The organism is Shinella sp. M31, assembly GCF_049199205.1.
Taxonomy (GTDB): Bacteria; Pseudomonadota; Alphaproteobacteria; order Rhizobiales; family Rhizobiaceae; genus Shinella.
The window spans coordinates 28,259-51,769 of record NZ_JBLZPH010000042.1 but is presented as its reverse complement, the minus strand read 5'-3'; the positions used below and the strand labels follow the sequence as shown (position 1 = coordinate 51,769).

Genomic DNA, 23,511 nt, shown 5'->3' with positions numbered 1-23,511 from the left:
ATCAGTCCTCCTTGAGAGGGATTTCAGCGGCCCGCTCGGCGGCCTTTCGGCCACCGGGGCGAAGGGTGAAGACGACGACGGCCAGGAAGAACAGCGTCATGCCGAGAAGGCCCCAGCTGTCGGCGAAGTGGCGCATGGCGGTATAGGTTTCCATGGACAGCCTCCTCAGCGGTAACCGGCGGCATCGTCATAGGTGGAGAAGTCCACCAGGGTGCCGAGCATCTGCAGATAGGCGACGAGCGCATCCATTTCGGTGAGCTTCGCCGGGTCGCCGTCGAAATCGCCGAGCTTGGCCTTGGGATAGCGGGCCTCGATGCCGGATGTATCGGCATTCGGATCAGCCTGCGCCTTCATATCGGCCTCGGCATTCTCCAGCATCTCGTCCGTATAGGGCACGCCGACGGCGCGGTTGGCCGAGAGATGCATCGAGACGGTCTTCACCTCGAGCGGCGTTTCCTTGAGGAAGGCGTAGCTCGGCATCACCGATTCCGGCACGACCGAGCGCGGCTCGATCAGGTGCTGGACGTGCCACTCGTTCGAGTAGCGATCGCCGACGCGGGCGAGATCCGGCCCCGTGCGCTTCGAGCCCCACTGGAACGGATGGTCGTACATCGACTCCGCCGCCAACGAATAATGCCCGTAACGCTCCACCTCGTCGCGGAAGGGGCGGATCATCTGGCTGTGGCAGACGTAGCAGCCTTCGCGGACATAGATATCGCGGCCGGCGAGTTCCAGCGGCGAATAAGGCCGCATGCCCTCCACCTTCTCGATGGTGTTCTCCAGGTAGAACAGCGGCGCGATCTCGACGATGCCACCGATGGTGACGACCAGAAGCGAGCCGACGAGGAGAAGCGTCGCATTGCGTTCGAGGATGGCGTGTTTATCAAGAATGGACATGGTATCCCCTCCTATTCGGCCGGCTGGAGCGCGGGCGCAGCACCCGGGATCGGGGCCTCGTCACGCTGATAGCCGAGGATTGTCATGGTCACGTTGTAGGCCATGATGAGCGCACCCAGGAGGAACAACCCACCGCCGACGGCACGCAGCACGTAGTACGGGAACATGGCGGCGACCGTTTCGGCGAACGAATAGACCAGGAAGCCCTGCGCGTCGTATTCACGCCACATCAGGCCCTGCTGGATGCCGGCGACCCACATGACGGCCGCGTAGACGACGATGCCGAGGGTGGCGAGCCAGAAGTGCCAGTTGACCATGCGGATCGAGTAGAGCCGCTCGCGCTTCCACAGCTTCGGAACGAGGAAGTAGATCGCGCCGAAGGTGATGAGGCCGTTCCAGCCGAGCGCACCCGAATGCACGTGACCGATGGTCCAGTCCGTATAGTGGCTGAGCGAATTGACCGACTTGATCGACATCATCGGCCCCTCGAAGGTCGCCATGCCGTAGAAGGCGATGGCCATGACCATCATGCGCACGATCGGGTCGGTGCGGATTTTGTCCCAGGCGCCCGAGAGCGTCATCAGGCCGTTGATCATGCCGCCCCACGAGGGCATCCAGAGCATGATCGAGAAGACCATGCCGAGCGTCTGCGCCCAGTCCGGCAGCGCCGTATAGTGCAGGTGGTGCGGACCGGCCCAGATATACATGAAGATCAGCGCCCAGAAGTGGATGATCGACAGGCGGTAGGAATAGACCGGACGGTTCACCTGCTTGGGCACGAAATAGTACATCATGCCCAAGAAGCCGGCCGTCAGAAAGAAGCCCACGGCATTGTGGCCGTACCACCATTGGGTCAGCGCATCCTGCACGCCCGAGAAGGCCGAGTAGCTTTTGACGCCGAGGAACGAGACCGGGACGGCCAGGTTGTTGACGATGTGCAGCATGGCCACCGTCACGATGAACGACAGGAAGAACCAGTTCGCCACATAGATGTGCGGTTCCTTGCGGGTGATGATGGTGCCGAGGAAGGCGATGAGATAGGCGACCCACACGACGGTCAGCCATAAGTCGACATACCATTCCGGCTCGGCATATTCCCTGCCCTGCGTGATGCCGAGCAGATAGCCGGTGGCGGCCATGACAATGAAGAGCTGGTAGCCCCAGAACACGAACCAGCCGAGATTGCCGCCGAACAGGCGGGCGCGCGAGGTGCGCTGCACGACATAGAACGAGGTGGCGATCAGCGCATTGCCGCCGAAGGCGAAGATGACCGCCGAGGTGTGCAGCGGCCGCGTGCGGCCGAAATTCAGCCAGGGCTCGATGTTGAGATCGGGAAAGGCCAGTTGGAGCGCGATGACCACGCCGACCAGAAAGCCGACGACGCCCCAGAACACCGTGGCGATGACGCCGTATTTGATGACGTCGTCGAAATAGCCGTCGTCCCCGGAGGATGCGACGGCGACGGCTGGCGCGAAGGAAACGCGCCGCACCATCACGAGCGTGCTGGCCAGCAGCACGAAGAAGAGGACCCACATATGGGCCTCGAAGAGCCTGTCCTGCGCGAAGGCCGCGCCGAGCAGCGCGAGGAACGCGCCGACCGCCAGGACAATCGTTTCTGTCATGTATTTCACGTTGGCATCCCCCAACTCGTCAAGGTCCCGCATCGGCCGGCTCCCGAGCGGAATCGGCCTTTGCGTTCAGTTGAGCCTTCGCAGATGCGCGCGGAGGCATCCTTGATGTGGATCAAGGCGGAGGAAGGAAGCCGGCGGCATCAAAGGACAGGTTGACGCAGCCGCGCGTCGTCGGATGCCGCGGCCTCCCCCCAACGAGGGAAACAAGATGACGGATTACAACAATATTGCCCGGCTGCTTTCGGATCGCCCGACGGATGCCGCTTCGCTCGACTGGCTGAAAAAAGCCCATGACGCGCAATTGACGCTCTGCGCGGCGCTCGAGGAGATCGCCGACAGCCTGCCGGCCAACATCAACCGGCAGAAATGCATCTATGCCGCCAAGTCACTGATTCCACTCGTGAACGGCGTACATCGCTATGAAGAGGAAACCGTCTTTCCGTTGCTGGAACGGCAGGCATCCGACAATAACGAGCTTGCCTCCTCCATTGCCCGACTGAAGTTCGAGCATGTCGAGGACGAGTGTTTTGCCGAAGAGCTGACCGACACGCTGACACGGCTCGGCAGCGGCGACGGCACGGTCAACGCAGAAGCCGCAGGCTATATGCTCCGCGGCTTCTTCGAATCGATCCGGCGTCACATCGCCTTCGAACAGCAGTTCATGCTGCGCGCAGACCGGCTGGCATCCTAGGGCTCAGGCCGCAATCGGTCCGCGTGTTTCAAGCACGTCCTGCAAGACGAGGATAGCGCCCAGCACATGTCCGGCGGCCGACATGCACGGCGTCATGCGGCAACGCGTGATCGCCGAGCCGCGCCGTGGCGAGAGATAGTCGTATTCGACGATCTCGCCGGCAAAGCAGCGGTCCAGATGTCGTTTCACGCGGCCTTCGAAGCGCTGGACGCCGATGAATTCGACGACGTGCCGGCCGACGAGATCGATGGGTTTCTCGCTGAAACTGCGCGCATTGAGCGGGTTGGAGTAGAGATAGCGATAATCCGTCGTGACGACCGCCACGCGGTCCGGCAGGCTGTCGAGGATCGCCTCGTTGATCAGGCCGTCCTCCACCACGCGCGGCGACATGATCGGGCGTCCGGTTTCGGGCAATTCCACGCGGAAGGGCCGTGCGGCCTCGCCGTTGCCGAAATAGCGGTCCAGAAGGAGTTTGAAATTATGCGCCTGCCGGAGCACGCAGGCCTTGTCCTCCGCCTCTTCGCGAAGCAGATCCACCACGAACTGGAACTGGATCTTGAGTTCGGAAGCGTCTGTCGCCTCCTTGTGCAGCACGGTTGCCAGAGCCGGTTCGATTTCCCTGTCCAGCATGGAAACGAGTCTCTCGTTTCCAGTCTTTACTGCATGCTGAAGTTGCGAATACTTAAACCAGAACAACTCTACAAGAGCTTTCAATTCATGCTCCCTGAATTGCTGAAATCTACAGCAATTTGATCACTTACATTATTCAATCCGTCCGGAAATAAGATAGGATTTTGACCGTCACCTCACCGAATTCCGCTGTCCAAAGCGCTTACATTAGCAAAATGGTAACAGCGCGGGGAAAGATGTCAAACCCATATTTGATAAAATTGTATATTTTGCGAATAATGAATGCGTTCAGTTTTGAGCGCAAAGAAAGAAATCATAAGCACTCAAGTAATAAGCGTGCGCTTGATGTTCCAGCGGTCATGATACCAGAGCCATTGGCCAGGATATTCCCGCACCCACTGCTCGACCTTGTCGTTCAGCATCTGCGCGGTCGCCTCGACATCCACGGCACCGTTTTCTTTGCGCGGAATGTCCATCGCCGGTTCGAGCTCCAGCCGGTAGCGATTGCCCGGCAGGCGAATGCAGCGCGCCGGATAGACCTCGCAATTGAACTGGCGCACCAGCTTGGCCAGCAGCGGATTGGTCTGCACGTCGCGCCCGAAGAACTTCGTCGGCAGGCCCTTGGTGAACTTCTGATCGACGAGCACGCCGACCGGTCCGCCGGCATCGAGCTTGCGTGCCAGCGTAAACGAGGACCCGGCGTGCGACGGCACGAGATGGCCCATGCGCGCGCGGCGGAATTCGAACACCTTTTCGGCGACGTAAGGATTGTTCGGCGGGCGGAAGAGCACCGTCACATCCAGCCCGAAGGCAGCGCCCGCGACCGGCAGCAGCTCGAAATTGCCGCTATGGGCGGTGAAGACGATGAAGGGACGCGGATTGTCGCGCAGATCCACGAAGAGCGGAATGCCGGAGACTTCGATGCGGCCCGGCGTCGCCTTTTCCGGGTCGAAATCGAACAGCTTGTCGAGGAAGACATATTCCGCGGCAAGCCGGCCCATATTGCCCCAGGCGTCGAGCGCGATCGCCTCGATCTCCACCTCGGACTTTTCCGGGAAGGCATTGCGCAGATTGGTCAGCGTCAGCTTGTGCCGGCTCGTCTTCGGCCCGATCCAGCGCACCAGCCGGTCGGCGAAGTTGATCGCCCCGTCGGCCGGAAACAGCTTGAGCAGATTGAGCAGGCCGAAGGCGAACTGCGCCACCAGCCAGTCCTTGGTGTTGCGCAGCGCCAGGACGAGGCGTGTGACGAGCATCTTCATCGGATCAATCCAGTCTGAGGACGATCTTGCCGAAGATCTGGCGCGACTCCATGCGTTCCAGCGCGGTCGCGATGCCGTCGAAGGTCACTTCCGTGTCGATGACCGGATGAACGATGCCCTGCGCCATCTTTTGCATGGCATCCGCCATGTTCTCCATGCGGCAACCGAAGGAGCCGAGCAGCTTGAGCTGCTGCTGGAACAGCATCATCAGGTTCATGTCGGTGGAGACGCCAGAGGTGGAACCGCAGGTGACGAGACGGCCGCCGCGCTTCATGCAAAGCATGGAGCCTGCCCAGGTGTCCTTGCCGACATGTTCGAAGACGACATCGACGCCCTTCTTCTTCGTCAGCTTGCGAACGACGCCTTCAAAACGGTCCTCGCGGTAGTTGATGACGTGGTCGGCACCAAGCGCCTTGGCCTTCTCGATCTTGTCGTTCGAGCCGACGGTGGTGATGACGGTGCAGCCGATCTTCTTGGCAAGCTGGATCGCCGCCGTGCCGATCCCAGAGCCGCCGGCGTGGACGAGGATCGTTTCACCGGGCTGAAGCTTGGCATTATCGAACAGCATGTGCTCGACCGTGCCGAAGGTGACAGGCGCAAGGGCTGCCGCGACCGCATCCACGCCGGGCGGTGCCGGGACGAGCAGGCGGGCGGGAAGGTTCACCTTCTCCTGCGCGAAGCCATCGAGATGGAAACCGTGCACACCGCCGACATGTTCGCAGAGATTGTCGCGCTTCTCGCGGCAGGGCTTGCAAAGACCGCAGGTGCGCGCGCCGTAGATCGAGACGAGCTGGCCGGGCAGTACATTCGAGACACCCGGACCAAGCGTTTCGACGACGCCGGCGGCTTCCGCGCCGATGACCAGCGGCATCTTGCGCTTGGCGAACGCCATGCCGCGCCAGCCCCAGACGTCGATATGGTTGAGCGCGACGGCCTTGACGCGCAGCGTCACTTCGCCCGGGCCGGGGGCCTCGGGTTCCGGGATATCGGTCAGTTCGAGCTTGCGGTCGTCGAGAAGCTGGAGGGCACGCATTGTCTTGTTCCTATCAGGCCGGCTCGGCCGTCATCACGAGGCTGGCGTTCTGGCCGCCGAAGCCGAAGGAGTTGGAGAGAACCGCCGAAACCTGCTTGTCGCGCTTCACGTTCGGCACGACGTCCAGTTGGATCGTCGGGTCAGGGTTTGTGTAGTTGATGGTCGGCGGGAGCGTCCCGGTCAGCATGGTCTGGATCGAGAAGACTGCCTCGACCGCACCGGCGGCCGTCAGCGTATGGCCGATCATCGACTTGTTGGACGAGACGGCGATGCCGGCCAGCTTGTCGCCGAAGACGGTCGACATGGAGAGATACTCCATCTTGTCGTTCTCTGGCGTCGAGGTGCCGTGCGCATTGATATAGCCGATGCCGCTCTCGTCGATGCCGGCGTCTTCCAGCGCCGCGCGGATCGTCGCAATCGCCGGGCCGCCGTCCGGGGAGGAGCGCGTGCGGTGGAAATGGTCGGCCTTCTCGCCGCAGCCCTTGAGGATGCCGAGCACCCTGGCACCGCGGGCAATGGCCGATTCCAGTGATTCCAGCACGAGCGTCGCAGCGCCCTCCGCGATGACGAAGCCGTCGCGGTCCTTGCTGAACGGCTTCGACGCCTTGGTCGGCGGATCGTTCTGGGTGGAAAGCGCAGACAGCAGCGCGAAGCGGATGAGGGCTTCCGCGGTTACCGAGCCATCGGTGCCGACGGTCAACGCCCGGTCGGTGCGGCCCTGGCGGATCGCCTCGACGCCAAGCTGGATGGCCGTCGCACCCGAGGCACAGGCAGTCGACAGCGTCACCGGCAGGCCACGCGTGCCGTAACGGTCGGCAAGACGCTCGGAGATCGAGCCGAAGGCCCAGGCCTCATGCAGGGCGGGTTCCGGCTTGTCGCGCAGAACGGAGAGGAAGCGGTCATAGGCATCGCCCGGACGCTGCGACGGCGGCGCGCGATCGGCGAGTTCGAAACGCTCTCGCCAGTCAGGCTCGATCGGCGGGGCGGCAAGGAACAGCGGGCCGCCGAAGTCGCCGGAGAGGCCGGCCTGCGCCAGCGCCTCGTCCGTCGTCTCGCGGGCATAGGCATAGGAGCGCTCGACCGGATTTTCAGTGGGTACGGAGATGAAATCGACCGTGCCGGAAATGCGGGTGTTCAGCCCATCGACCGGGAAGCGGGTGATGCCGTGGATGCCGGAGACGCCGCCCGTCAGCGCGGTCCAGTTGTCCTTGAGACCCTGTCCGAGCGAGGTAACGACGCCCATGCCGGTGACGGCGACGATGGGGCGACCCAGATGATCCCTGTAAGCGGCGTTCGTCATGGCCGGACCCTCACTTCTCTGCGGAAAGAATTGCGACGCCCTCGCCGCGCGAATGGCCGACCGTCGTGACGACCGCCGTCCTGGCGGCCGCCGCCATGGCGGTCTCGGCCTTCGCATCGAACGGAGCGACCTTCACACCGGCGCCAAGGGTCAGCGCGGCAAGCGCAAGGCCCAGCGGGAACTGCGCTTCGAGCGCCTGCCCCGTCACGGCGCTGTAGCCGCGTACCGCGCTGCCGGCAAAACGCTGGCCGAGCCATGCCTTTTCGCGCGCCGTAGCCTCATGGGCACCCGATGCGCCGGAGAACACGACGGTTCCCTCGGCATCCGCGCCTTCAGCGAGACGATCAAGCCGAGCTTCCAGCCGGCCCTCGTCGCGCGAGCCACGGTCGCCGCCGATGGCGTCGATCGTCGCATAGATGCGCGCGCCGCGGGCTTGCGCATGTTCGCGGGATTCGAGGATGAGGAAGGCCGAGGCCGAACCCGTAATGATGCCACCGCCGGCATTTTCGTCACGCGACCAGAGCGGCGTCCAGCCACCCGTCGCATGCGCACCGATGGCTTCGTAAAGCAGGATGACATCCTGCCGCTCGGCCACGAGCGCGCTGCCGACGAGCGTATGCGTCGACTGGCCGGCGCGGATGCGATGGAACGCGGTCTCGACGGCGCTGATGCCGGCCGCTTCCTCGCCCATGAAGGTGCGCGACGAGCCGGTGACCTTGTGCACGATGGAAATATTGCCGGCGAGCAGGTTGGAGAGCTGAGCGAGGAAGAGGGTGGGCCTGAGTTCCGTCGTCAGCTTCTCGTTGAGCAGACGTTCGCGGTCGTTGCGCTTCAGGCCCTCATCGACGATCAGCGAGTCGACCGCGATGTCGCGCTCGCCGCCGCCGGCCGCCACGATCATGTCCATGGTGCCGCAGGCGTCCGCATCGTCCTTGAAGCCGGCATCGTCTAGCGCGAGACCGGCGGTGAAGACGCCGAGGCGCTGCCAGTTTTCCATCTGGCGCTGGTCGCCGCGCTTGGCGATCTGCTGGTTCCAGTCGATCTCAGGCATCGGATGCACCGGATAGGGCGCGAAACGCTCCGTATCGATCTTGGTTTCCGGCGCCGCCGCGCCACCGAGGATCGCCACATGCGCCTCGGCCCCGACACCCTGACAGGTGACGATGCCGACGCCAGTGATCACCACATCGTTGTTGGCCATATCAATTCCCCTCAGCAGACGCCGCGAGCGCCTCGAACAAACCCACCTCGCCTGCACGCTTACGCACGATGTCCGCCAGCGGCACTTCGGAAAAGGGCATGGTGCGCAATTTCAGCTGCGCATCGCAGACCTTCTTGCCGGCAGACGAAATCTTCGTCTTGGTCACGGCATAGCCCGAGCCGTCATGCTCCAGCACGGCCTCGATGTCGAGCACCGCATCCGGCTCGACGAAGGTGCGCATCTTGGCGCCATCGACACTCATCAGGAACGGCATGGCCGCGAAGTCTGTGGCGGCCAACACGAGGAAGCCGGAGGCTTGCGCCATCGTCTCGATGAGCAGCACACCCGGAACGAGCGGCATGCCGGGAAAATGCCCTTCGAAGACAGGGCTCTTGGAGGGAACGACCGAGCGGGCGGTGAGCACGCGGCGCGCGCCGTCAACAGCTTCCACGCGGTCGATCATCTGGAAATATTCAAGCAGCATCGGATTATCGTCCCTGGCGGGGTCCGGAAATCGAAAGGCCTGCCGAAGACGGCAGGCCATATGTCCTGTGCACCGGGATCGTCCGGAACAGAGCCGCGAAACGCAGCCGGACGGTCTCGCCTCAGGCCTTGGCGGCCCGCAGTTCGTCGATCTTCGCGCAGAGGTTCTTCAGCACGAAATACTCTTCTGTCGCGACCTTGCCTTCGTTGACATCCTGCGTCCACTTTTCGAGCGGAATCTTGATGCCGAATTCCTTGTCGATCGCAAAAACGATGTCGAGGAAGTCGAGGCTGTCGATGCCGAGATCGTCGATGGTGTGGCTCTCGGGCGTGATCGTCTCGCGATCGATCTCGCTCGTCTCAGCAATGATGTCGGCAACCTTGTCGAATGTAGCAGTCACGCCCGTACCTCATGAATCTATAGTTGGGCCGATCCTATAGGGAAAACGGACGCGATTGCCAATGGGTTTGATGAGGGACCAGCGTAGTGCACACGGCTGTGTTGCGCAAACAACATGGCCGCACCCGGCCTCAAACGGCAACCGAATGCCGGCCGCGACCGCTCGCCAGATGCGCGTCGAAGACCGCAGCCACGGCGCGGGCAAAGGGGCGGCCCGCCGGCGTCAGCCGGAAGCGCCCCTCCTCGATACAGCAAAGGCCGTCTTTGTCGGATGCGGCAAAGGTCTTCGCCTCTCCCCTGATAACGCCGGCAAATGCCGGAAATTGACCGGCGACATCCGCGAAGGAAAAGCCGAAATCGCACATGACACGCTCGATGACATAGGCGCGGGCGCGGTCCTCGTCGGTGAGTGCATAGCCGCGCACCGCGGCAAGACCACCCTCCTCCGCCCGGCGCAGATATTCGCCCGTCGCCGGCATGTTCTGGATATAGCCTTGCGGCAGCTGGCCGATCGCCGATGCGCCGAGCCCGATCAGGGCATCGGCCTGGTCATCGGTATAGCCCTGGAAATTGCGGCGCAGCGTGCCGTTGCGGGCGGCTGCCGCCAGGCGGTCGGCGGGCAAAGCGAAATGGTCGATGCCGACGGCCTCATAACCGGCTGCGACCAACATCTCTCCCGCCATCCGCATCTGCTTGAACCGCGCCAGAATGCCGGGCAAGGCCGCCTCATCGATCATCGTCTGATGCTTTTTCATCCACGGTACATGCGCATAGCCGAAGAGCGCGATCCGGTCGGGCGAAAGCGAGACGACGGCGCGGACGGTCTCCGCAAGCGTCTCCATTGTCTGGAACGGCAGCCCGTAAAGAATGTCGCAATTGACCGAGCGTACGCCCCGCGCCCGCGCCGCTTCCACCACGCCGCGCGTCTGCTCAAAGGTCTGGAGGCGGTTGATCGCTTTCTGCACTCTGGGATCGAAATCCTGGATGCCGAGGCTGGCGCGCGTCATGCCGATTTCGGCGAGCGCATCGTGCCTTTCGTCATCGAGATCGTTCGGATCCATCTCGACGGAAATCTCGGCATTACCGGCAAAGCTGAAATTCGCCTCCAGACAGGCTTTTAGTGCCCGCAGGTCATCCGGCCGCAGCAGCGTCGGAGAACCGCCGCCGAAATGCAGCGCGGTGACGGGTACGGCACGGTCCACACGGCCGCCGATGGCCGCGATCTCGGCATGAAGCCCCCTGAGATAGGCTTCGACCGGCTCATAGCGCAGCGTCTGCTTGGTGTGGCAGGCACAGAACCAGCAAAGCCGGTCGCAATAGGGGATGTGCACATAGAGCGAGAGGCGATTCGCCGCCGTCAGCGTCGACAACCAGCCGGCATAGACCTCCGGTCCGATACTTTCGTTGAAATGCGGGGCGGTCGGATAGCTTGTATAGCGCGGAACCGGTGATGAAAGGCGTTCGACGAGTGCATCCTGCATGGGTCTCTCCTGCTTGCGCAGGAAATAACCCGAAGAACCCGCATGCCATTTGATTTTGATCAAGTGCAAAGCGGATTGGTTGCGCTAGCATTTGACAATAGTCAGGAAGCGCTATTTTGCCGCGAGACGGCACGCTTTATGTTCACGGCTGCGTGCGGTAGCACGGCAACGTTGCGCCGCTTAGCCGCCGGGCGAGAAGGAAAACCGCCATGGAAGTTCGCCGCCGGGATATCCACAATTCCGACATTCCCGTCGTCTGCCGCGCCTGCGAGGCACGTCACGGCGGCGTCTGCGGCGCGCTGACGGCCGAGCAGCTGACCGAGCTCAACAAGCACTCCTCCCGCCACCGGCTGGAGACGGGCGCCGAAGTGATCGGCCAGGGCGAGACGGTCGTGAACTATTCCAATATCATGCGCGGCGTGGTGAAGCTGACCAAGGTGATGGCGGACGGCCGCCAGCAAATCGTCGGCCTGCAATTCGCGCCCGATTTCCTCGGCCGCCCCTTCCTCACCGAAAGCGCGATTACGGCGGAAGCGGCCACCGACAGCGAGGTCTGCAATTTCCCGCGCAACGTGCTCGACCGACTCGTCAAACGGACGCCGGAGCTGGAGCATATGCTGCACCAGCAGGCGCTGAAGGAGCTGGACGAGGCGCGCGACTGGATGCTGACGCTCGGCCGCAAGACGGCGCAGGAGAAGGTCGCAAGCTTCCTCTACCTGATCGCCACCCACATCGACCCCGAAAGCGTCGACATGTCGGCCTTCGACCTGCCGCTGTCGCGCGCCGATATCGCCGATTTCCTCGGGCTGACCATCGAAACGGTCAGCCGCCAGTTCACCAAGCTGCGCAAGGAAAACGTCATCCACATCGAAAACAACCGGCATGTCACCGTTCCCGACATGGACCGCCTGATGCGCTATGCCGGCAACGACTGACGTTTCAGGTTCAGCGGGTAATCACGATCTTCGTGTTGGACAGCCCGTTGCGGTTGGCCATCTGGAAGAAGGTCGCCGCATTGTCCGGATGCAGGCGTACGCAGCCATGCGAGGCCGGGCGCCCCAGCCGCTTTGTCTCATAGGTCGCATGCACGGCATAACCGCCCTTGAAGAACACCGCGAACGGCATCGGCGCCATGTTGTATTTGCGCGAACGGTGATTGCGGGAAGCCCATTTCGCCGACCAGGTGCCGGTCGGCGTGCCATAGCCCTTGCGGCCGGTGGAGACGCGCCAGCGATATTTTACCATGCCGTTCTGAGTAACGACCATGGTTTGCGAAGAAAGGCTGACCTGCGCCACGAGATTGGCGGAAAGGGCAACTTCGGCCTGGAATAAAACAAGAAGGAACGCGACCGCGGTCGCAAACAAGGTACGCATGACTTCCCCTCAAAACGTTTTTGCATAGCTTGCACGCTATGTCTCACGACGAGACAGAATATAGACGTTTCAACCTTCCGCAATATTGACGGAGGTGGGGAAAAGAAAACGAAGTTAAGGCGTAAAATTTTATCAATTGCGCCGTCGCGCCTTCAAAGCAAAGCCGAAAGCAGTGCTAGAAGCAGCACGAAAACGGCAAGTCCGGCGCCGGCGCCGTAAAATATCCGCAAGGAAAGATCGATATCGGCGACGGTTGCAACGGTGCGCCCCCCGGCATTCATCATGGGTTCGTCAACGCGCACGCCGCCATAGATGCGCGGGCCGGCAAGGCCGATGCCGAGGGCGCCCGCCATGGCCGCTTCGGGCCAGCCGGAATTGGGCGAACGGTGCAGGCCCGCGTCGCGCAGGGCCGTGCCGATGGCCGCCCGCGCCGCTGCCCTGCTTTTATGGAGCCAGGCGCCGGCCGCAATGAAGGCAATGGACAGGCGCGCGGCCGGCCAGTTGGCCAGATCGTCCAGCCGGGCGGAGGCCCAGCCGAAATCGAGATATTTCGCGTTCTTGTGACCGATCATGGAATCGGCGGTGTTCAGCATTTTGTAGGCGAAGAGCCCCGGCAGGCCGAGCAGCGCATACCAAAACGCAGGCGCCACGACGCCGTCCGAAAAATTCTCCGCGAGGCTCTCGATGCCGGCCCGGCAGATGGCCGGTTCGTCAAGGCTTGCCGGATCGCGCCCGACGATCATCGACACCGCCTGGCGCCCGCCGTCGAGGCCGCCGCGCTTGAGGCCCCGGGAGACGGCGCGCACGTGATCGTGCAGGCTTTTCTGGGCAAGGAAGATCGCGACGATGACAACCTCCAGCGCGAAGCCGAGCGGACCGAGCCGCGCCAGTAAGGCATGCAGGATGAAGCCGAAAAACAGGCTCGCCGCCAGCAGCAGGCCAATGCCGGCCGCGCCGTTGAAGCGTTTCGTCTCCGCCGAAAGGCGCTTGCCGTTGAACAGCTTGTCGATCAGGCCGATCGCCCGGCCGAACAGCACGACCGGATGCGGCACATGCCGCCACAGCTTATCCGGATCGCCGACGAGGCGGTCGAGAATCAGCGCAAGGAACAGGATCAACAGCGTTGCGGTCATCGCCTACCCTGCCCTGTCCGCAAGGGCCTCGGCAAGGCGCTTGTCGCCGGCGCTGTCGGGTGCGAGGCCGAAGCGCAGCCAGCGTGGATTGTAGTCGAAGGGGCGCACGAGGATGCGATGGCGGCAGAGACGGTGGTTAATGGCCGCCGCATCTGGATGCTCGACCAGCGAGAACAGGCCGGTGCCGCCGATGACATCGAGGCCGCCCGCGGCCAGCGCTGCATCGAGCGCGGCCTTACGCGTCGCGATGGCGTCACGGATGGGGCCGGTATCCGATGCCATCAGCTTCGTCGCGATGGTCAGCGCCGGTCCCGAGACCGCCCAGGGACCAAGGCCGTCCTCGATGCGATCAAGGACGGCGCTTTCGCCGATGACGAAACCGAGGCGCAGGCCGGCGAGGCCGAAGAATTTGCCGAAGGAGCGGAAGACGAGAAGGCCGGGCGTTCCGTCTCCGGCAAGCGGCGCGATGCAGGTTTTGGGACGCAAGTCGCCGAAGGCCTCGTCCACGATCAGCAGGCCGCCCCTGGCCGAGACCCGCGCATGGAGCGCAAGCAGCGTTTCCCGATCGAACAGGCGGCCGGTGGGATTGTTCGGATTGACGACCACGACGAGGCCATGCGCGTCGGTGGCGGCATCGAGATTGTCGATGCGGTCCACGGCGACACCGGCATTGTCCAGCACGCGGGCATACTCGCCATAGGTGGGGACAAGCACCGCAGCGCGGCGACCGGCGGGCACGAGACGCGGCAGGAGCTGAATGACCGATTGCGTGCCAGGCACGGGAAGCGGCAAGGCGTTCGGTGTGCCGTAATAATGGGCGGCAGCGGCGCGGGCCTCGTCCTGCCGATGACGGTCCGGCAGGCGATGCCAGGCGGCGACGTCGATTTCAGGAAGCGCGACAGGCGTCGGATTGATACCGGTGGAGAGGTCCAGCCAATCCTCGGGACGGCCGCCGAAACGTGCGGCGGCCGCAGCGATACTACCGCCGTGGACGATGCGCGGCGCGGTCATGCCGCCTCCGCCGCAAGGTCGATGAGATGCATGTAGGAGCCGCTGACGGCGCCGCGCCGCAGGCCTGCGGTACCGAGGTCTTCGCCCATGGCATCGGTGACGGCGAAAAGGCGGTCCGCCTCTCCCTCATGCGCTACCGTCGAATAATGAAATTCATGCGCCGTCATGGACTGGGAAAAACCGGAGCCGGCGAGCGGGGCAACGAGGCGATAACCAAGATGGCGGCGGCGTTCGGCAAAGCTCGTCACGAGCGGCAGAAGGCCGAGCATACCGTGGCGCGAACCATCGGCGGCGACCAGTCCCTCCCCCAAAGTCATGTAGCCCCCGCATTCGCCGTAGATGCGCGCGTTCCGGCGCGCCGCATCCTGCATGCCTAGGCGGAAACGGCCGGCATTGGCAAGGGTCTCCGCATGAAGCTCGGGATAGCCGCCCGGCAGATAGACGGCATCGGCATCCACGGCCGGGGCCTCGTCGGCGAGTGGCGAAAAGAAGGAGAGGCTGGCACCCGCCGCGCGCCACCCGAGCAGCAGATGCTCGTAGGCGAAGGCAAAGGCCGTGTCGCGCGCGATGGCGATATGCTGGCCGAGCGGCGGCAGCAGCGAAATGGCCGGCATGGGCGGCAAGGCATGGCGCGCGGCAACGGCCAGGAGGCGGTTGATATCGCAACGGGTCGCGACGGCCTCCGCCGCGCGGGCGATAAAACCCTCAAGGCCGCCGTGTTCGGCAGCCTGCACGAGGCCGAGATGGCGCTCCGGCAAGGCAAGGCCCGGATCGCGCTCCAACACGCCAAAAATCTCGATACCAGCGGCATTCAGCGCGCCGCGCAGCATCATATCGTGTTTCGGGCTGCCGACCTTGTTGAGGATGACGCCCGCCACGCGGATATCGCTGCGGAAATCGGCATAGCCCTTCACCATGGCGGCGACCGACTGCGACAGGCGGCTGCAATCGACGACCAGAACGACCGGCAGGCCGAGTGTGGCGGCGAGATCGGCCGGCGACCCGGTGCCGTCGGCCGCGCCGTCGAACAGGCCCATCATCGCCTCGACCAGCAGAAAATCGCCCGCCCCCGCCTGCATCGCGGCGTTGGCGCGGATGAGTTCGGGGCGCATGGCCCAGGGATCGTAGTTCAGACAGGCGCGGCGGCTGGCGGCGGCATGGAAGGCGGGATCGATATAATCAGGCCCCGCTTTACCGGAGACGAGCGGCACGCCGGCATCGGCCAGCGCCCGCGCCAGCCCGAGCGTCACTGTCGTCTTGCCGGAGCCGGATGCGGGCGCGGCAATGAGCAGACCGCTCATGCCTGGTCCTTGAATGCACGCGAACCGAAGGGATCGGGCGCAAGCTTGCGGCCCTCGGTCAGCGCGCCGAGCCAATCGAGCGAGGCCCTGAGACGCACGACCTCGCCGACGACGACGATGGCCGGCGGCTCGATGCCTGCGGCCTCCATATCGGCCTCGGCACGGCCCAGCGTGGTTTCCAGCACCTGCTGTTCCGGTGTGGCGGCATTGCACACGAACGCGACCGGCTCGTCCGCTGAGCGTCCGCCGGCGATGAGGTTTTGCGCGATCTGGCCAATATGCTTCATCGCCATATACATGACGATAACAGGAGAGCCCTTGGCGATGCCCTCCCAGTTGATGCGATCGGGAACCAGGCCGGAGGAATCGTGGCCAGTAAGGAAGGTGACCGCGTGGTTCACCTCGCGATGGGTCACCGGGATGCCGGCATAGGCTAACCCGCCGATGCCGGCGGTGATGCCCGGCACGATGCGGAAGGGAACGCCGTGCTCGATCAGCGTCAGGGCTTCCTCGCCGCCACGGCCGAAGACGAAGGGATCGCCGCCCTTGAGGCGCAGCACACGATGCCCCGCGCGGGCCAGTTCGACAAGCCGGAGCGAAATATCACGCTGCTTGTGCGAGGGTTTGCCGCCGCGCTTTCCGGCAAATTCCAGGAGCACCCCGGGGCGGGCGAGCGACAGGCACTCGGCATTCACCAGCGCATCATGCACGATCACATCGGCCTGCTGCAGGGCGTTCGCCGCATGCAGCGTCAAGAGGCCGGGATCGCCGGGACCGGCGCCGACGAGCCAGACGCTGCCTTTTTCCATCGACGGGAGGGCGGAGAAAAGGGTCTGCATCACGCATGCTCCCGGCTTGAATCAGTATGCGAAGGAGCGGAATCGCTTGCGGAGAAAACGGCGGCAAGCGACTGGAAAGATTCGGCGATTGCGACGGTCGCATGCGCCGACTTGGTCTTTTCCGCAACGAGCCGCCCGCCCTGTCCCGCCTGCGCGAGTGCGGCGGCCTCGGCAACGCCGTGGCAGCCGGTATGGGCAAAAACGATGTCGGACGGGTTGGCGAGACGCGGTGTCTCGGCCTCAAGGCGTGCTGCCGGGAACGTCACCAGCGGCACGGAAAAATGCCGGGCGACCGCATGCATGGCCGGCTCCTCCACCCGCACATCCAGCGTAGCGATGAAGGCGACCATTTCCGGTGCGGCGCCAAGGCGCGCGAGTGTTGCAAGCGAAAGATCGAGAACTTCGGAAGGCGGGGTGCCGCGTTCGCAGCCGAGGCCGAGGACGAGAAAACGTCCGGTTTCGGGAAATGGGGCCTCAGCGCGCATGGCGGTCTCTCGCAAAATTCCACGCGAAAGAGCCCGGCTTCGCCGTCTTCCGACAGTTCCGGTTCTGGCCCCGTCTGGGTCGGCCGCACCGGACACCGCTCGGCCCGCCCAGCGGGCACCGTCGCAGCTTTCTTAGTACCGGAGGGCGGCAGGCCGGTCAAACCGGATTGCGGCATCCGGCACGCCGGAAACGGCATGCGCTATAGTTTGTCAAAGTGGGAACCGGTTTTCGCGAAAAGACAAACGAAAACAGAAGAACTCAGAGTATGATCGGTTCAATCTGAACCGGCCATACTCTGGAGCATCGTCAGATTGGCCAGAACGATTTCGCGCCCGAGACGCGTCGGCGATACCTACGCATCCGGCGCGTTGTAGTTGCCGGAGAAGATGACGCAGGCGATATCTGCATCCGGCATCAGCCAGAGCCGCTGGCCGCCATTGCCGAACCCGGCCATCCAGCGTTTTGGTGCACCGAGGACCGGCGCCTCGCCGAGGAACCAGAAATAGCCGTAGCCGAGACCGTCATCCGTGGTGGCTTTCGGCGACAGCGACGTCTCGATCCACGTGCGCGACACGATCTGCCGCTCGCCGATGCGCCCGCCATCCAGCACCAGGCGGCCGATCCGCAGAAGATCGCGCGCCGTGAGGCGCAGGCCCGATGCCGGCGATGCCACGCCATCCGCCCCGCTCAGCCATTCGAAATGCGCAATACCGAGCGGCGCAAACAGCGCCTCGCGGGCGAAATCGTCGATACGCTGGCCGGTGCCGCGTTCGATGATCGCACCGACAAGTGCGGTTGCCCCGCCAGAATAGGTCCAGTGCATGCCGGCTGCCTGGACCACCGCCTGTTCGAGCGCGAAGCGATAACGATCCGGCGCGTTCTCCATGGCTATCTCGCTGTTCAGCGGATCGGCGTAGGAGCGGTATTCGTCCCAGGCGAGACCGAGCGTCATGGATAGCGCATGGCCGATCATCTGATCGGCACGGGCCGGATCGGCGGCAAGATCGGCGTATTCGGGAAATTGCTCCAGAAGCGGCGCCTCCGGCGGCGGAACAAGGCCACGGTCGAGCGCGATGCCGTAGAGCAGGCTGGTAACGCTCTTCGTCACCGAGCGCAGGTCGTGCAGCGTCTCGGCATCGAAGGCCACGGTACCGAGCGAACGGCCCCAACTCTCGTCCGGCGCGGCGCGATAGTGCTCCAGCACCAGCTTGTCGCCGCGGTTGATCAGCACCGCATGCACATCGCGGATCAGGCCCGATTCGAGACCGGCCAGCAGCATGCGTTCTAGGCTGGCATTGAAACCGGCCGCCTCCGCCGGGGCCTTCATCCATTGTGCTTCCACCATCGCCCCACCTCTTCGTTGCAGGATCACCCTACAATGCCCCTCGCCTTTCGCTTGATCCGCGTTGCGCGCCCGGCACAAGGGCGTTGAAGCAGGCGGGCTTTGCTTTTACCCCGCAGTCTGACAGAAGTCAGGAAACATCCTCCGCTGATCCCTTCGAGTCCCGCCTTGGCCGATATCGCCCTCCACATCCTCGTCTTCCTGTTTTTCGCGGCCTTCCTTGCGGGCTTTATCGATTCCATCGCCGGCGGCGGCGGCATGATCACCATTCCCGCCATGCTGATCGCCGGCATTCCGCCGCTGGAAACGCTCGGCACCAACAAGCTGCAATCGCTGTTCGGCTCGGGCTCGGCAACGCTCGCCTATGCGCGTGCCGGCCACGTGCGGCTGTCGGAGCAATTGCCGATGGCGGCGCTGTCCGCCCTCGGCGCCGTCTTCGGCGCAGTGCTCGCCACCATCGTGCCCGGCGATGTGCTGAAGGCGATCCTGCCCTTCCTGTTGGTGGCAATCGCCGTCTATTTCGGGCTGAAGCCGAATATCGGGGATGTCGATCAGCACCGCCGCATGAGCGTCTTTCTCTTCACCGTCACTATCGTGCCGGCCATCGGTTTCTATGACGGCGTGTTCGGCCCCGGGACAGGGTCGTTTTTCATGCTGGCCTTCGTCACGCTCGCCGGTTTCGGCGTGCTGAAGGCGACGGCGCACACCAAGCTTCTGAATTTCGGCTCGAATGTCGGCGCCTTCGCCGTCTTCCTGTTTTACGGCGTCATCCTGTGGAAGGTCGGCCTCGTGATGGGCGCAGGCCAGTTCTTGGGCGCGCAGGCCGGCTCGCGCGTCGCGATGAAGAGCGGCGCGAAAATCATCAAGCCGCTGCTCGTCGTGACCTCGATTGCGCTCGCCATCCGCCTGATGGCCGATCCGAGCCATCCGCTGCGCGTCTGGCTCGGCTGGTAAAGTCCGCCCCTCACCTGCTTGCCGGCATCCTCTCCCCGTAAACGGGGCGAGGAACGATGGGCTCGCCGTTTTCGCCCTTCTCCCCGCTTGCGGGGAGAAGGTCCCGGCAGGGGGATGAGGGGCAAACCGCCATCAGAACTCGACGCCCTGCTGGGCCTTGATGCCCGAGCGGAACGGGTGCTTGAGCAGCTCCATCTCGGTCGCGAGGTCGGCAATCTCGATCAGCTCTTCCTTGGCGTTGCGACCCGTCAGCACGACATGGGTCATGTAGGGCTTTTCGGTCTTCAGGAAGTCGATGACCGCATTGACGTCGAGATAGTCATAGCGCAGCGCGATGTTGATCTCGTCGAGCAGGACCATGGAATTGCGCTCGTCGCGGATGAGTTCCTTGGCCTTCTCCCAGGCCTTCTCCGCCATCGCGACGTCGCGGGCGCGGTCCTGTGTTTCCCAGGTAAAGCCTTCGCCGAGCGTATAGAACTGGCAGATATCGGAGAAATGCGTCTCGATCAGCTCGCGCTCGCCCGTCACCATGGCGCCCTTGATGAACTGCACGACGGCGCAGGGCATCTTGTGGGCGATGTGGCGGAAGATCATGCCGAAACCGGCCGTCGACTTGCCCTTGCCCTTGCCGGTATGCACGACGATAAGGCCCTTCTCGTCCGTCTTCGTCGCCATGATCTTTTCACGCGCCTGCTTCTTCTTCGCCATCTTCTCGGAATGGCGGGCAAGCTCGGCCTCGGTCATGCCGGCGGTTTCGTCGTGGTTCTCGGTCATCTTTTTCCCTTTCAGGACGCCTTGCGCGCGCCCAGCATGTCCAGTTCGAAACGCGCGGAATTGGAGCGCGGCGTCCACAGCCCCCGATCGATCGCCTCGGCGAAGCGCGCCGCCATTTCGGCGAGTGCCGCCGGGTTCTTCCGCATCAGGAAATCACGCACGCGCTCATCCAGCACATAGGCCTGATACGCAGCCTCGAAATGATGGTCCTTCACTGCCCCCGTCGTGGCGGCGAAGGCGAACATGAAATCGACCGTCGCGGCGATCTCGAAGGCACCCTTGTAGCCATGGCGCATGACGCCATCGATCCATTTCGGATTGACGACACGGGCGCGCACGACGCGGCCGATCTCGTCCTCCAGCGTGCGCACGACAGGTTTTTCCGGGCGCGACAGGTCGTTGTGGTAGATGACGGGCTGCTGGCCGGAGAGATGCTGCACGGCCGCCGCCATGCCGCCCTCGAACTGATAATATTCGTCGCTGTCGAGCAGGTCATGCTCGCGGCTGTCCTGGTTCTGGATGACGGCTTGCAGGCTCTTCATACGTGCCTCCAGCCGCTCGCGCATCGGCACGCTGTCGGCCTCGCCGTCATAGGCGTGCGCCCCCCATTCGAGCCAGGCTTCGGCAAGATCGCCGCGATCGGTCCACAACCCCTCGTCCATCATGGTCTGCAGGCCGGCGCCATAACCACCGGTCTTCGCGCCGAAAATGCGAAAACCGGCTTGCTTGGCGGCGTCCGCATCGGATGCCCCCCTGGCGGAAAGCACGGCCGCCTCCGCGCGCATCCGGGCGGCAATCGGATTGTCCGCATCGTCCTCGTCGAGCGCGCCCACGGCGCGCACCGCGCGGTCGAAGAGCGCGATCTGTTCGGGGAAGGCATCGCGGAAGAAGCCGGAGATGCGCAGCGTCACGTCGACACGCGGATGGCGCAGCATGGCGGGCGGAATGATCTCGAAACCGGTGACGCGGCGCGAGGCCATGTCCCAGGTCGGCTTGACGCCGATCAGCGCCATGGCCTGCGCGATATCATCGCCGCCGGTGCGCATGTTGGAGGTGCCCCAGGCGGTAATGCCGAAGGAGGTCGGCCATTCGCCATGGTCCTGCGCATAGCGTGTGACGATGAGTTCGGCGGACTTCTTCCCGAGTTCCCAGGCTGCCGGCGTCGGCACGGCACGGCTGTCTACAGAGTAGAAATTGCGGCCCGTCGGCAGCACGTCCGGACGTCCACGCGTCGGTGCGCCGGAGGGGCCGGGCTCGATGAAACGACCATCGAGGCCACGCATCAGCGCCGAGATTTCGGCGGGGCCACAGGCGGCGATGGCCGGGCGAATGGAGGTCTCGATCATGTCGAGCACGGCGCGGGTAGCGGTCCAACCATCCGGGCAGGCCAGCGTGCCCTCCACCAGCTTTGCGGCCAGAAGCTCGATGCGCTCGACCGTGTCACCATGGCTGCGCCAAGGCGCATCGATTTGTTCAGCCAGTACGGCGGGGCGCGGCCCGCTCCATGGATCGGAACCGATGCAGTCGAGCGGATCGAAGGCGACACCATCCAGAGCATCCGCCGCGATCGCCCGCTGCAAGCTCGCTTCGCCACCTTCGCCCAGGCCACGCGGCACGCGGGCAAGCGCCAGCGTCAGGTCAGTCAGCAGCCGGCCTCGCGGCGAGACGCCGAAGACGTGCAGGCCGTCGCGGATCTGCATTTCCTTGAGGTCGCAGAGATAGGCGTCGAGCTTTTGCAGCGCCGTCTCCTCGCCATCGGACTTGGCGATGCCGGCGTCGCTGTCGAGGCCGATATCGCGCACCAGATCGAGGATCTGCTTGGTCAGGAGCTTGATGCGGCGCGGATCGCCGCCGGAAGCGTCGTAATATTCGTCGACGAGGGCTTCGAGGTCCTTCAGCGGGCCGTAGGTCTCCGCGCGGGTCAGCGGTGGCGTCAGGTGGTCGATGATGACGGCGGCGGAGCGGCGCTTGGCCTGCGTACCCTCGCCGGGATCGTTGACGATGAAGGGATAGAGATGCGGCATAGGGCCGAGCACGGCCTCGGGATAACACGCCTCCGACAGCGCCAGCGCCTTGCCCGGCAGCCATTCGAGATTGCCGTGTTTGCCCATATGCACGATGGCATGCGCGCCGTAATGCTGGCGCAGGAAGGCATAGAAGGCGAGATAGCCATGCGGCGGCACGAGATCCGGGGAATGGTAGGTGTCCTTCGGATCGACATTGTAGCCGCGCGCCGGCTGGATGCCGACCAGCGTTTCGCCAAAGCGGGCGAGCGGCAGGGCGAAGACGTCGCCCGTTACGAAAGGATCGTCTTCCGGCACGCCCCAGCGGGCGGTCATCTCGTCCCGAATCGATTTGGGAAGTGACGCGAAGAAAGCGTTGTAATGATTCAGCGAAAGCGTTTCGCGGATTTCGCGGCCGTCGCTTGCCGCATTGGTCGGCCCGGCCATCAGATGGTTGATCAGCGCATCACCGTCGGCAGGCAAATCCGCAACCGCATAGCCTTCCGCCGCCATGGCGCGCAGCACTTCCATGGTGCCGGCGGGCGTGTCGAGGCCGACGCCGTTGCCGAGGCGGCCGTCGCGGTTCGGATAGTTCGCCATGACCAGCGCGATGCGGCGCTCGGCCGGCGTCGTCCGGCGGAGCCTTGCCCAGCCGGCGGCGAGTTTCGCCACGAAGCGGATGCGGTCCTCGACGGGATCGAGGCTGACGATATTGGTTTCGACGCGCTCGTCGTAACGCGCTGCGGCCTTGAAGGAGACAGCGCGGGAGAGCACGCGGCCATCGACTTCCGGCAGCGAGACGTTCATGCCGAGATCACGTGCCGTCAGCCCCTGTCCCGAGACTTCCCATGCTTCGCGTGAGGAGCCGGAGAACACGACTTGCAATACTGGTGCGCCGGTTTCGTCCAGCACCGTCGGCTTGCGGCCGGCACCGGGCGCGGAAACGGCGAAGCTCGTGGCGTTCAACACGATTTCCGGCTGGATTTCAGCGAAGGCGGTACGAACCGTTTCGATGGAAACGGGTTCCTTGAGGCTCGATACGAAGAGCGGCAAGGCGCGGATGCCCTCCGCCGCAAGCGCCTCGATCAGCATTTCGACGGGGCGGGTTTCGCCGCTCTGGACATAGGCACGGTAGAAGCTGATGGCCGCTGTCGGGGGTTCGAATCCCTCCCCCGCGACCATTCTTCGCCCAGCCTCTTCCCGCCACGTCTCGACGTCCACGACGCCCCGCCCCGGCCACCAGATGCCGGCCTTTTCCAGCGGTGTCGCCGGCTCCGGCTTGTTGCCG

The 23,511-nt window shown here is 64.0% G+C and carries 23 protein-coding genes; 3 read left to right on the top strand and 20 right to left on the bottom strand.

The window, feature by feature from the left end; all coding sequences use genetic code 11:
• Position 1: 1 nt before the first annotated feature.
• From ACOZKU_RS06330 to ccoN, 3 genes are read right to left on the bottom strand one after another with little or no spacing between them, the layout of a single operon-like run.
• Positions 2 to 154 (bottom strand): cbb3-type cytochrome c oxidase subunit 3, encoded by a 153-nt coding sequence (locus ACOZKU_RS06330; RefSeq protein WP_117366343.1) that lies wholly within the window; start codon positions 152 to 154, stop codon positions 2 to 4.
• Positions 155 to 165: 11 nt separating this feature from the next.
• Entirely contained in the window at positions 166 to 897 is a 732-nt protein-coding gene (gene ccoO, locus ACOZKU_RS06325) for a cytochrome-c oxidase, cbb3-type subunit II (RefSeq protein WP_314084518.1), read from the bottom strand.
• A gap of 11 nt (positions 898 to 908) precedes the next feature.
• The gene (gene ccoN, locus ACOZKU_RS06320; protein WP_421578125.1) at positions 909 to 2,561 is read right to left on the bottom strand and encodes a cytochrome-c oxidase, cbb3-type subunit I; all 1,653 of its coding nucleotides are present in this window, start codon (positions 2,559 to 2,561) and stop codon (positions 909 to 911) included.
• A 175-nt stretch (positions 2,562 to 2,736) separates the two neighbouring features.
• Here ccoN and ACOZKU_RS06315 point away from each other — a divergent pair, with 175 nt between their 5' ends.
• Positions 2,737 to 3,219 carry a hemerythrin domain-containing protein gene (locus ACOZKU_RS06315; RefSeq protein WP_314084520.1) on the top strand — a complete coding sequence of 161 codons (483 nt, stop codon included), beginning with the start codon at positions 2,737 to 2,739 and terminating at the stop codon, positions 3,217 to 3,219.
• A 3-nt stretch (positions 3,220 to 3,222) separates the two neighbouring features.
• On the opposite strand, the gene ACOZKU_RS06310 is transcribed toward ACOZKU_RS06315, so the two are convergent.
• The 8 genes from ACOZKU_RS06310 to hemN all read right to left on the bottom strand — a co-directional run bounded on the left by ACOZKU_RS06310 (position 3,223) and on the right by hemN (position 11,006).
• On the bottom strand, positions 3,223 to 3,849 hold the full coding sequence (locus tag ACOZKU_RS06310; protein ID WP_314084523.1) for a PAS domain-containing protein: 627 nt from the start codon (positions 3,847 to 3,849) through the stop codon (positions 3,223 to 3,225).
• A gap of 323 nt (positions 3,850 to 4,172) precedes the next feature.
• Complete coding sequence (locus ACOZKU_RS06305; protein WP_421578137.1) at positions 4,173 to 5,102, bottom strand: lipid A biosynthesis lauroyl acyltransferase; 930 nt, start codon at positions 5,100 to 5,102, stop codon at positions 4,173 to 4,175.
• A gap of 10 nt (positions 5,103 to 5,112) precedes the next feature.
• Complete coding sequence (locus tag ACOZKU_RS06300) at positions 5,113 to 6,141, bottom strand: zinc-binding dehydrogenase (RefSeq protein WP_421578124.1); 1,029 nt, start codon at positions 6,139 to 6,141, stop codon at positions 5,113 to 5,115.
• A 13-nt stretch (positions 6,142 to 6,154) separates the two neighbouring features.
• Positions 6,155 to 7,441 carry a beta-ketoacyl-ACP synthase gene (locus ACOZKU_RS06295; RefSeq protein ID WP_421578123.1) on the bottom strand — a complete coding sequence of 429 codons (1,287 nt, stop codon included), beginning with the start codon at positions 7,439 to 7,441 and terminating at the stop codon, positions 6,155 to 6,157.
• Between the two features lie 10 nt (positions 7,442 to 7,451).
• Entirely contained in the window at positions 7,452 to 8,642 is a 1,191-nt protein-coding gene (locus ACOZKU_RS06290; RefSeq protein ID WP_421578122.1) for a beta-ketoacyl-ACP synthase, read from the bottom strand.
• Between the two features lies 1 nt (position 8,643).
• Positions 8,644 to 9,126, bottom strand: a complete 483-nt coding sequence (locus tag ACOZKU_RS06285; protein WP_421578121.1) for a 3-hydroxyacyl-ACP dehydratase FabZ family protein — start codon at positions 9,124 to 9,126, stop codon at positions 8,644 to 8,646.
• A gap of 121 nt (positions 9,127 to 9,247) precedes the next feature.
• A complete protein-coding gene (locus ACOZKU_RS06280) occupies positions 9,248 to 9,526 on the bottom strand; it encodes an acyl carrier protein (protein ID WP_117366351.1) in 279 nt (92 codons plus the stop codon).
• 130 nt (positions 9,527 to 9,656) lie between these two features.
• A complete protein-coding gene (gene hemN / locus ACOZKU_RS06275) occupies positions 9,657 to 11,006 on the bottom strand; it encodes an oxygen-independent coproporphyrinogen III oxidase (protein WP_421578120.1) in 1,350 nt (449 codons plus the stop codon).
• 209 nt (positions 11,007 to 11,215) lie between these two features.
• Between hemN and ACOZKU_RS06270 the strand changes: the two genes are divergently transcribed.
• Complete coding sequence (locus tag ACOZKU_RS06270) at positions 11,216 to 11,941, top strand: Crp/Fnr family transcriptional regulator (RefSeq protein ID WP_421578119.1); 726 nt, start codon at positions 11,216 to 11,218, stop codon at positions 11,939 to 11,941.
• 10 nt (positions 11,942 to 11,951) lie between these two features.
• Here ACOZKU_RS06270 and ACOZKU_RS06265 read toward each other — a convergent pair whose 3' ends face one another.
• From ACOZKU_RS06265 to ACOZKU_RS06235, 7 genes are all read right to left on the bottom strand, one after another.
• Entirely contained in the window at positions 11,952 to 12,380 is a 429-nt protein-coding gene (locus ACOZKU_RS06265; protein ID WP_421578118.1) for a L,D-transpeptidase, read from the bottom strand.
• Positions 12,381 to 12,532: 152 nt separating this feature from the next.
• Positions 12,533 to 13,513 (bottom strand): adenosylcobinamide-phosphate synthase CbiB, encoded by a 981-nt coding sequence (cbiB, locus tag ACOZKU_RS06260; protein WP_421578117.1) that lies wholly within the window; start codon positions 13,511 to 13,513, stop codon positions 12,533 to 12,535.
• 3 nt (positions 13,514 to 13,516) lie between these two features.
• Positions 13,517 to 14,524 (bottom strand): threonine-phosphate decarboxylase CobD, encoded by a 1,008-nt coding sequence (gene cobD, locus ACOZKU_RS06255; protein WP_421578116.1) that lies wholly within the window; start codon positions 14,522 to 14,524, stop codon positions 13,517 to 13,519.
• Positions 14,521 to 15,825 (bottom strand): cobyrinate a,c-diamide synthase, encoded by a 1,305-nt coding sequence (locus tag ACOZKU_RS06250; RefSeq protein ID WP_421578115.1) that lies wholly within the window; start codon positions 15,823 to 15,825, stop codon positions 14,521 to 14,523. Before ACOZKU_RS06250 ends, cobD begins: the two co-directional genes overlap by 4 nt.
• On the bottom strand, positions 15,822 to 16,664 hold the full coding sequence (gene cobA / locus ACOZKU_RS06245) for a uroporphyrinogen-III C-methyltransferase (protein WP_421578114.1): 843 nt from the start codon (positions 16,662 to 16,664) through the stop codon (positions 15,822 to 15,824). The genes ACOZKU_RS06250 and cobA overlap by 4 nt, the downstream gene beginning before the upstream one ends.
• Positions 16,664 to 17,149 (bottom strand): cobalamin biosynthesis protein, encoded by a 486-nt coding sequence (locus ACOZKU_RS06240; RefSeq protein ID WP_314084557.1) that lies wholly within the window; start codon positions 17,147 to 17,149, stop codon positions 16,664 to 16,666. Before ACOZKU_RS06240 ends, cobA begins: the two co-directional genes overlap by 1 nt.
• A 353-nt stretch (positions 17,150 to 17,502) precedes the next feature.
• Positions 17,503 to 18,495: a serine hydrolase domain-containing protein gene (locus tag ACOZKU_RS06235; protein ID WP_421578113.1), complete on the bottom strand. Its 993-nt coding sequence runs from the start codon at positions 18,493 to 18,495 to the stop codon at positions 17,503 to 17,505.
• 165 nt (positions 18,496 to 18,660) lie between these two features.
• On the opposite strand from ACOZKU_RS06235, the gene ACOZKU_RS06230 reads away from it, so the two are divergent.
• Positions 18,661 to 19,446, top strand: coding sequence for a TSUP family transporter (locus ACOZKU_RS06230; protein ID WP_314084564.1), 786 nt, complete (start codon positions 18,661 to 18,663; stop codon positions 19,444 to 19,446).
• Positions 19,447 to 19,578: 132 nt separating this feature from the next.
• Here the strand turns inward: ACOZKU_RS06230 and cobO are convergent, their stop codons facing one another.
• Both cobO and cobN read right to left on the bottom strand, forming a co-directional pair.
• Positions 19,579 to 20,220 carry a cob(I)yrinic acid a,c-diamide adenosyltransferase gene (gene cobO / locus ACOZKU_RS06225; RefSeq protein ID WP_117366362.1) on the bottom strand — a complete coding sequence of 214 codons (642 nt, stop codon included), beginning with the start codon at positions 20,218 to 20,220 and terminating at the stop codon, positions 19,579 to 19,581.
• 11 nt (positions 20,221 to 20,231) lie between these two features.
• A partial coding sequence (gene cobN / locus ACOZKU_RS06220) for a cobaltochelatase subunit CobN (RefSeq protein WP_421578112.1) occupies positions 20,232 to 23,511 on the bottom strand: 3,280 nt, incomplete at its 5' end.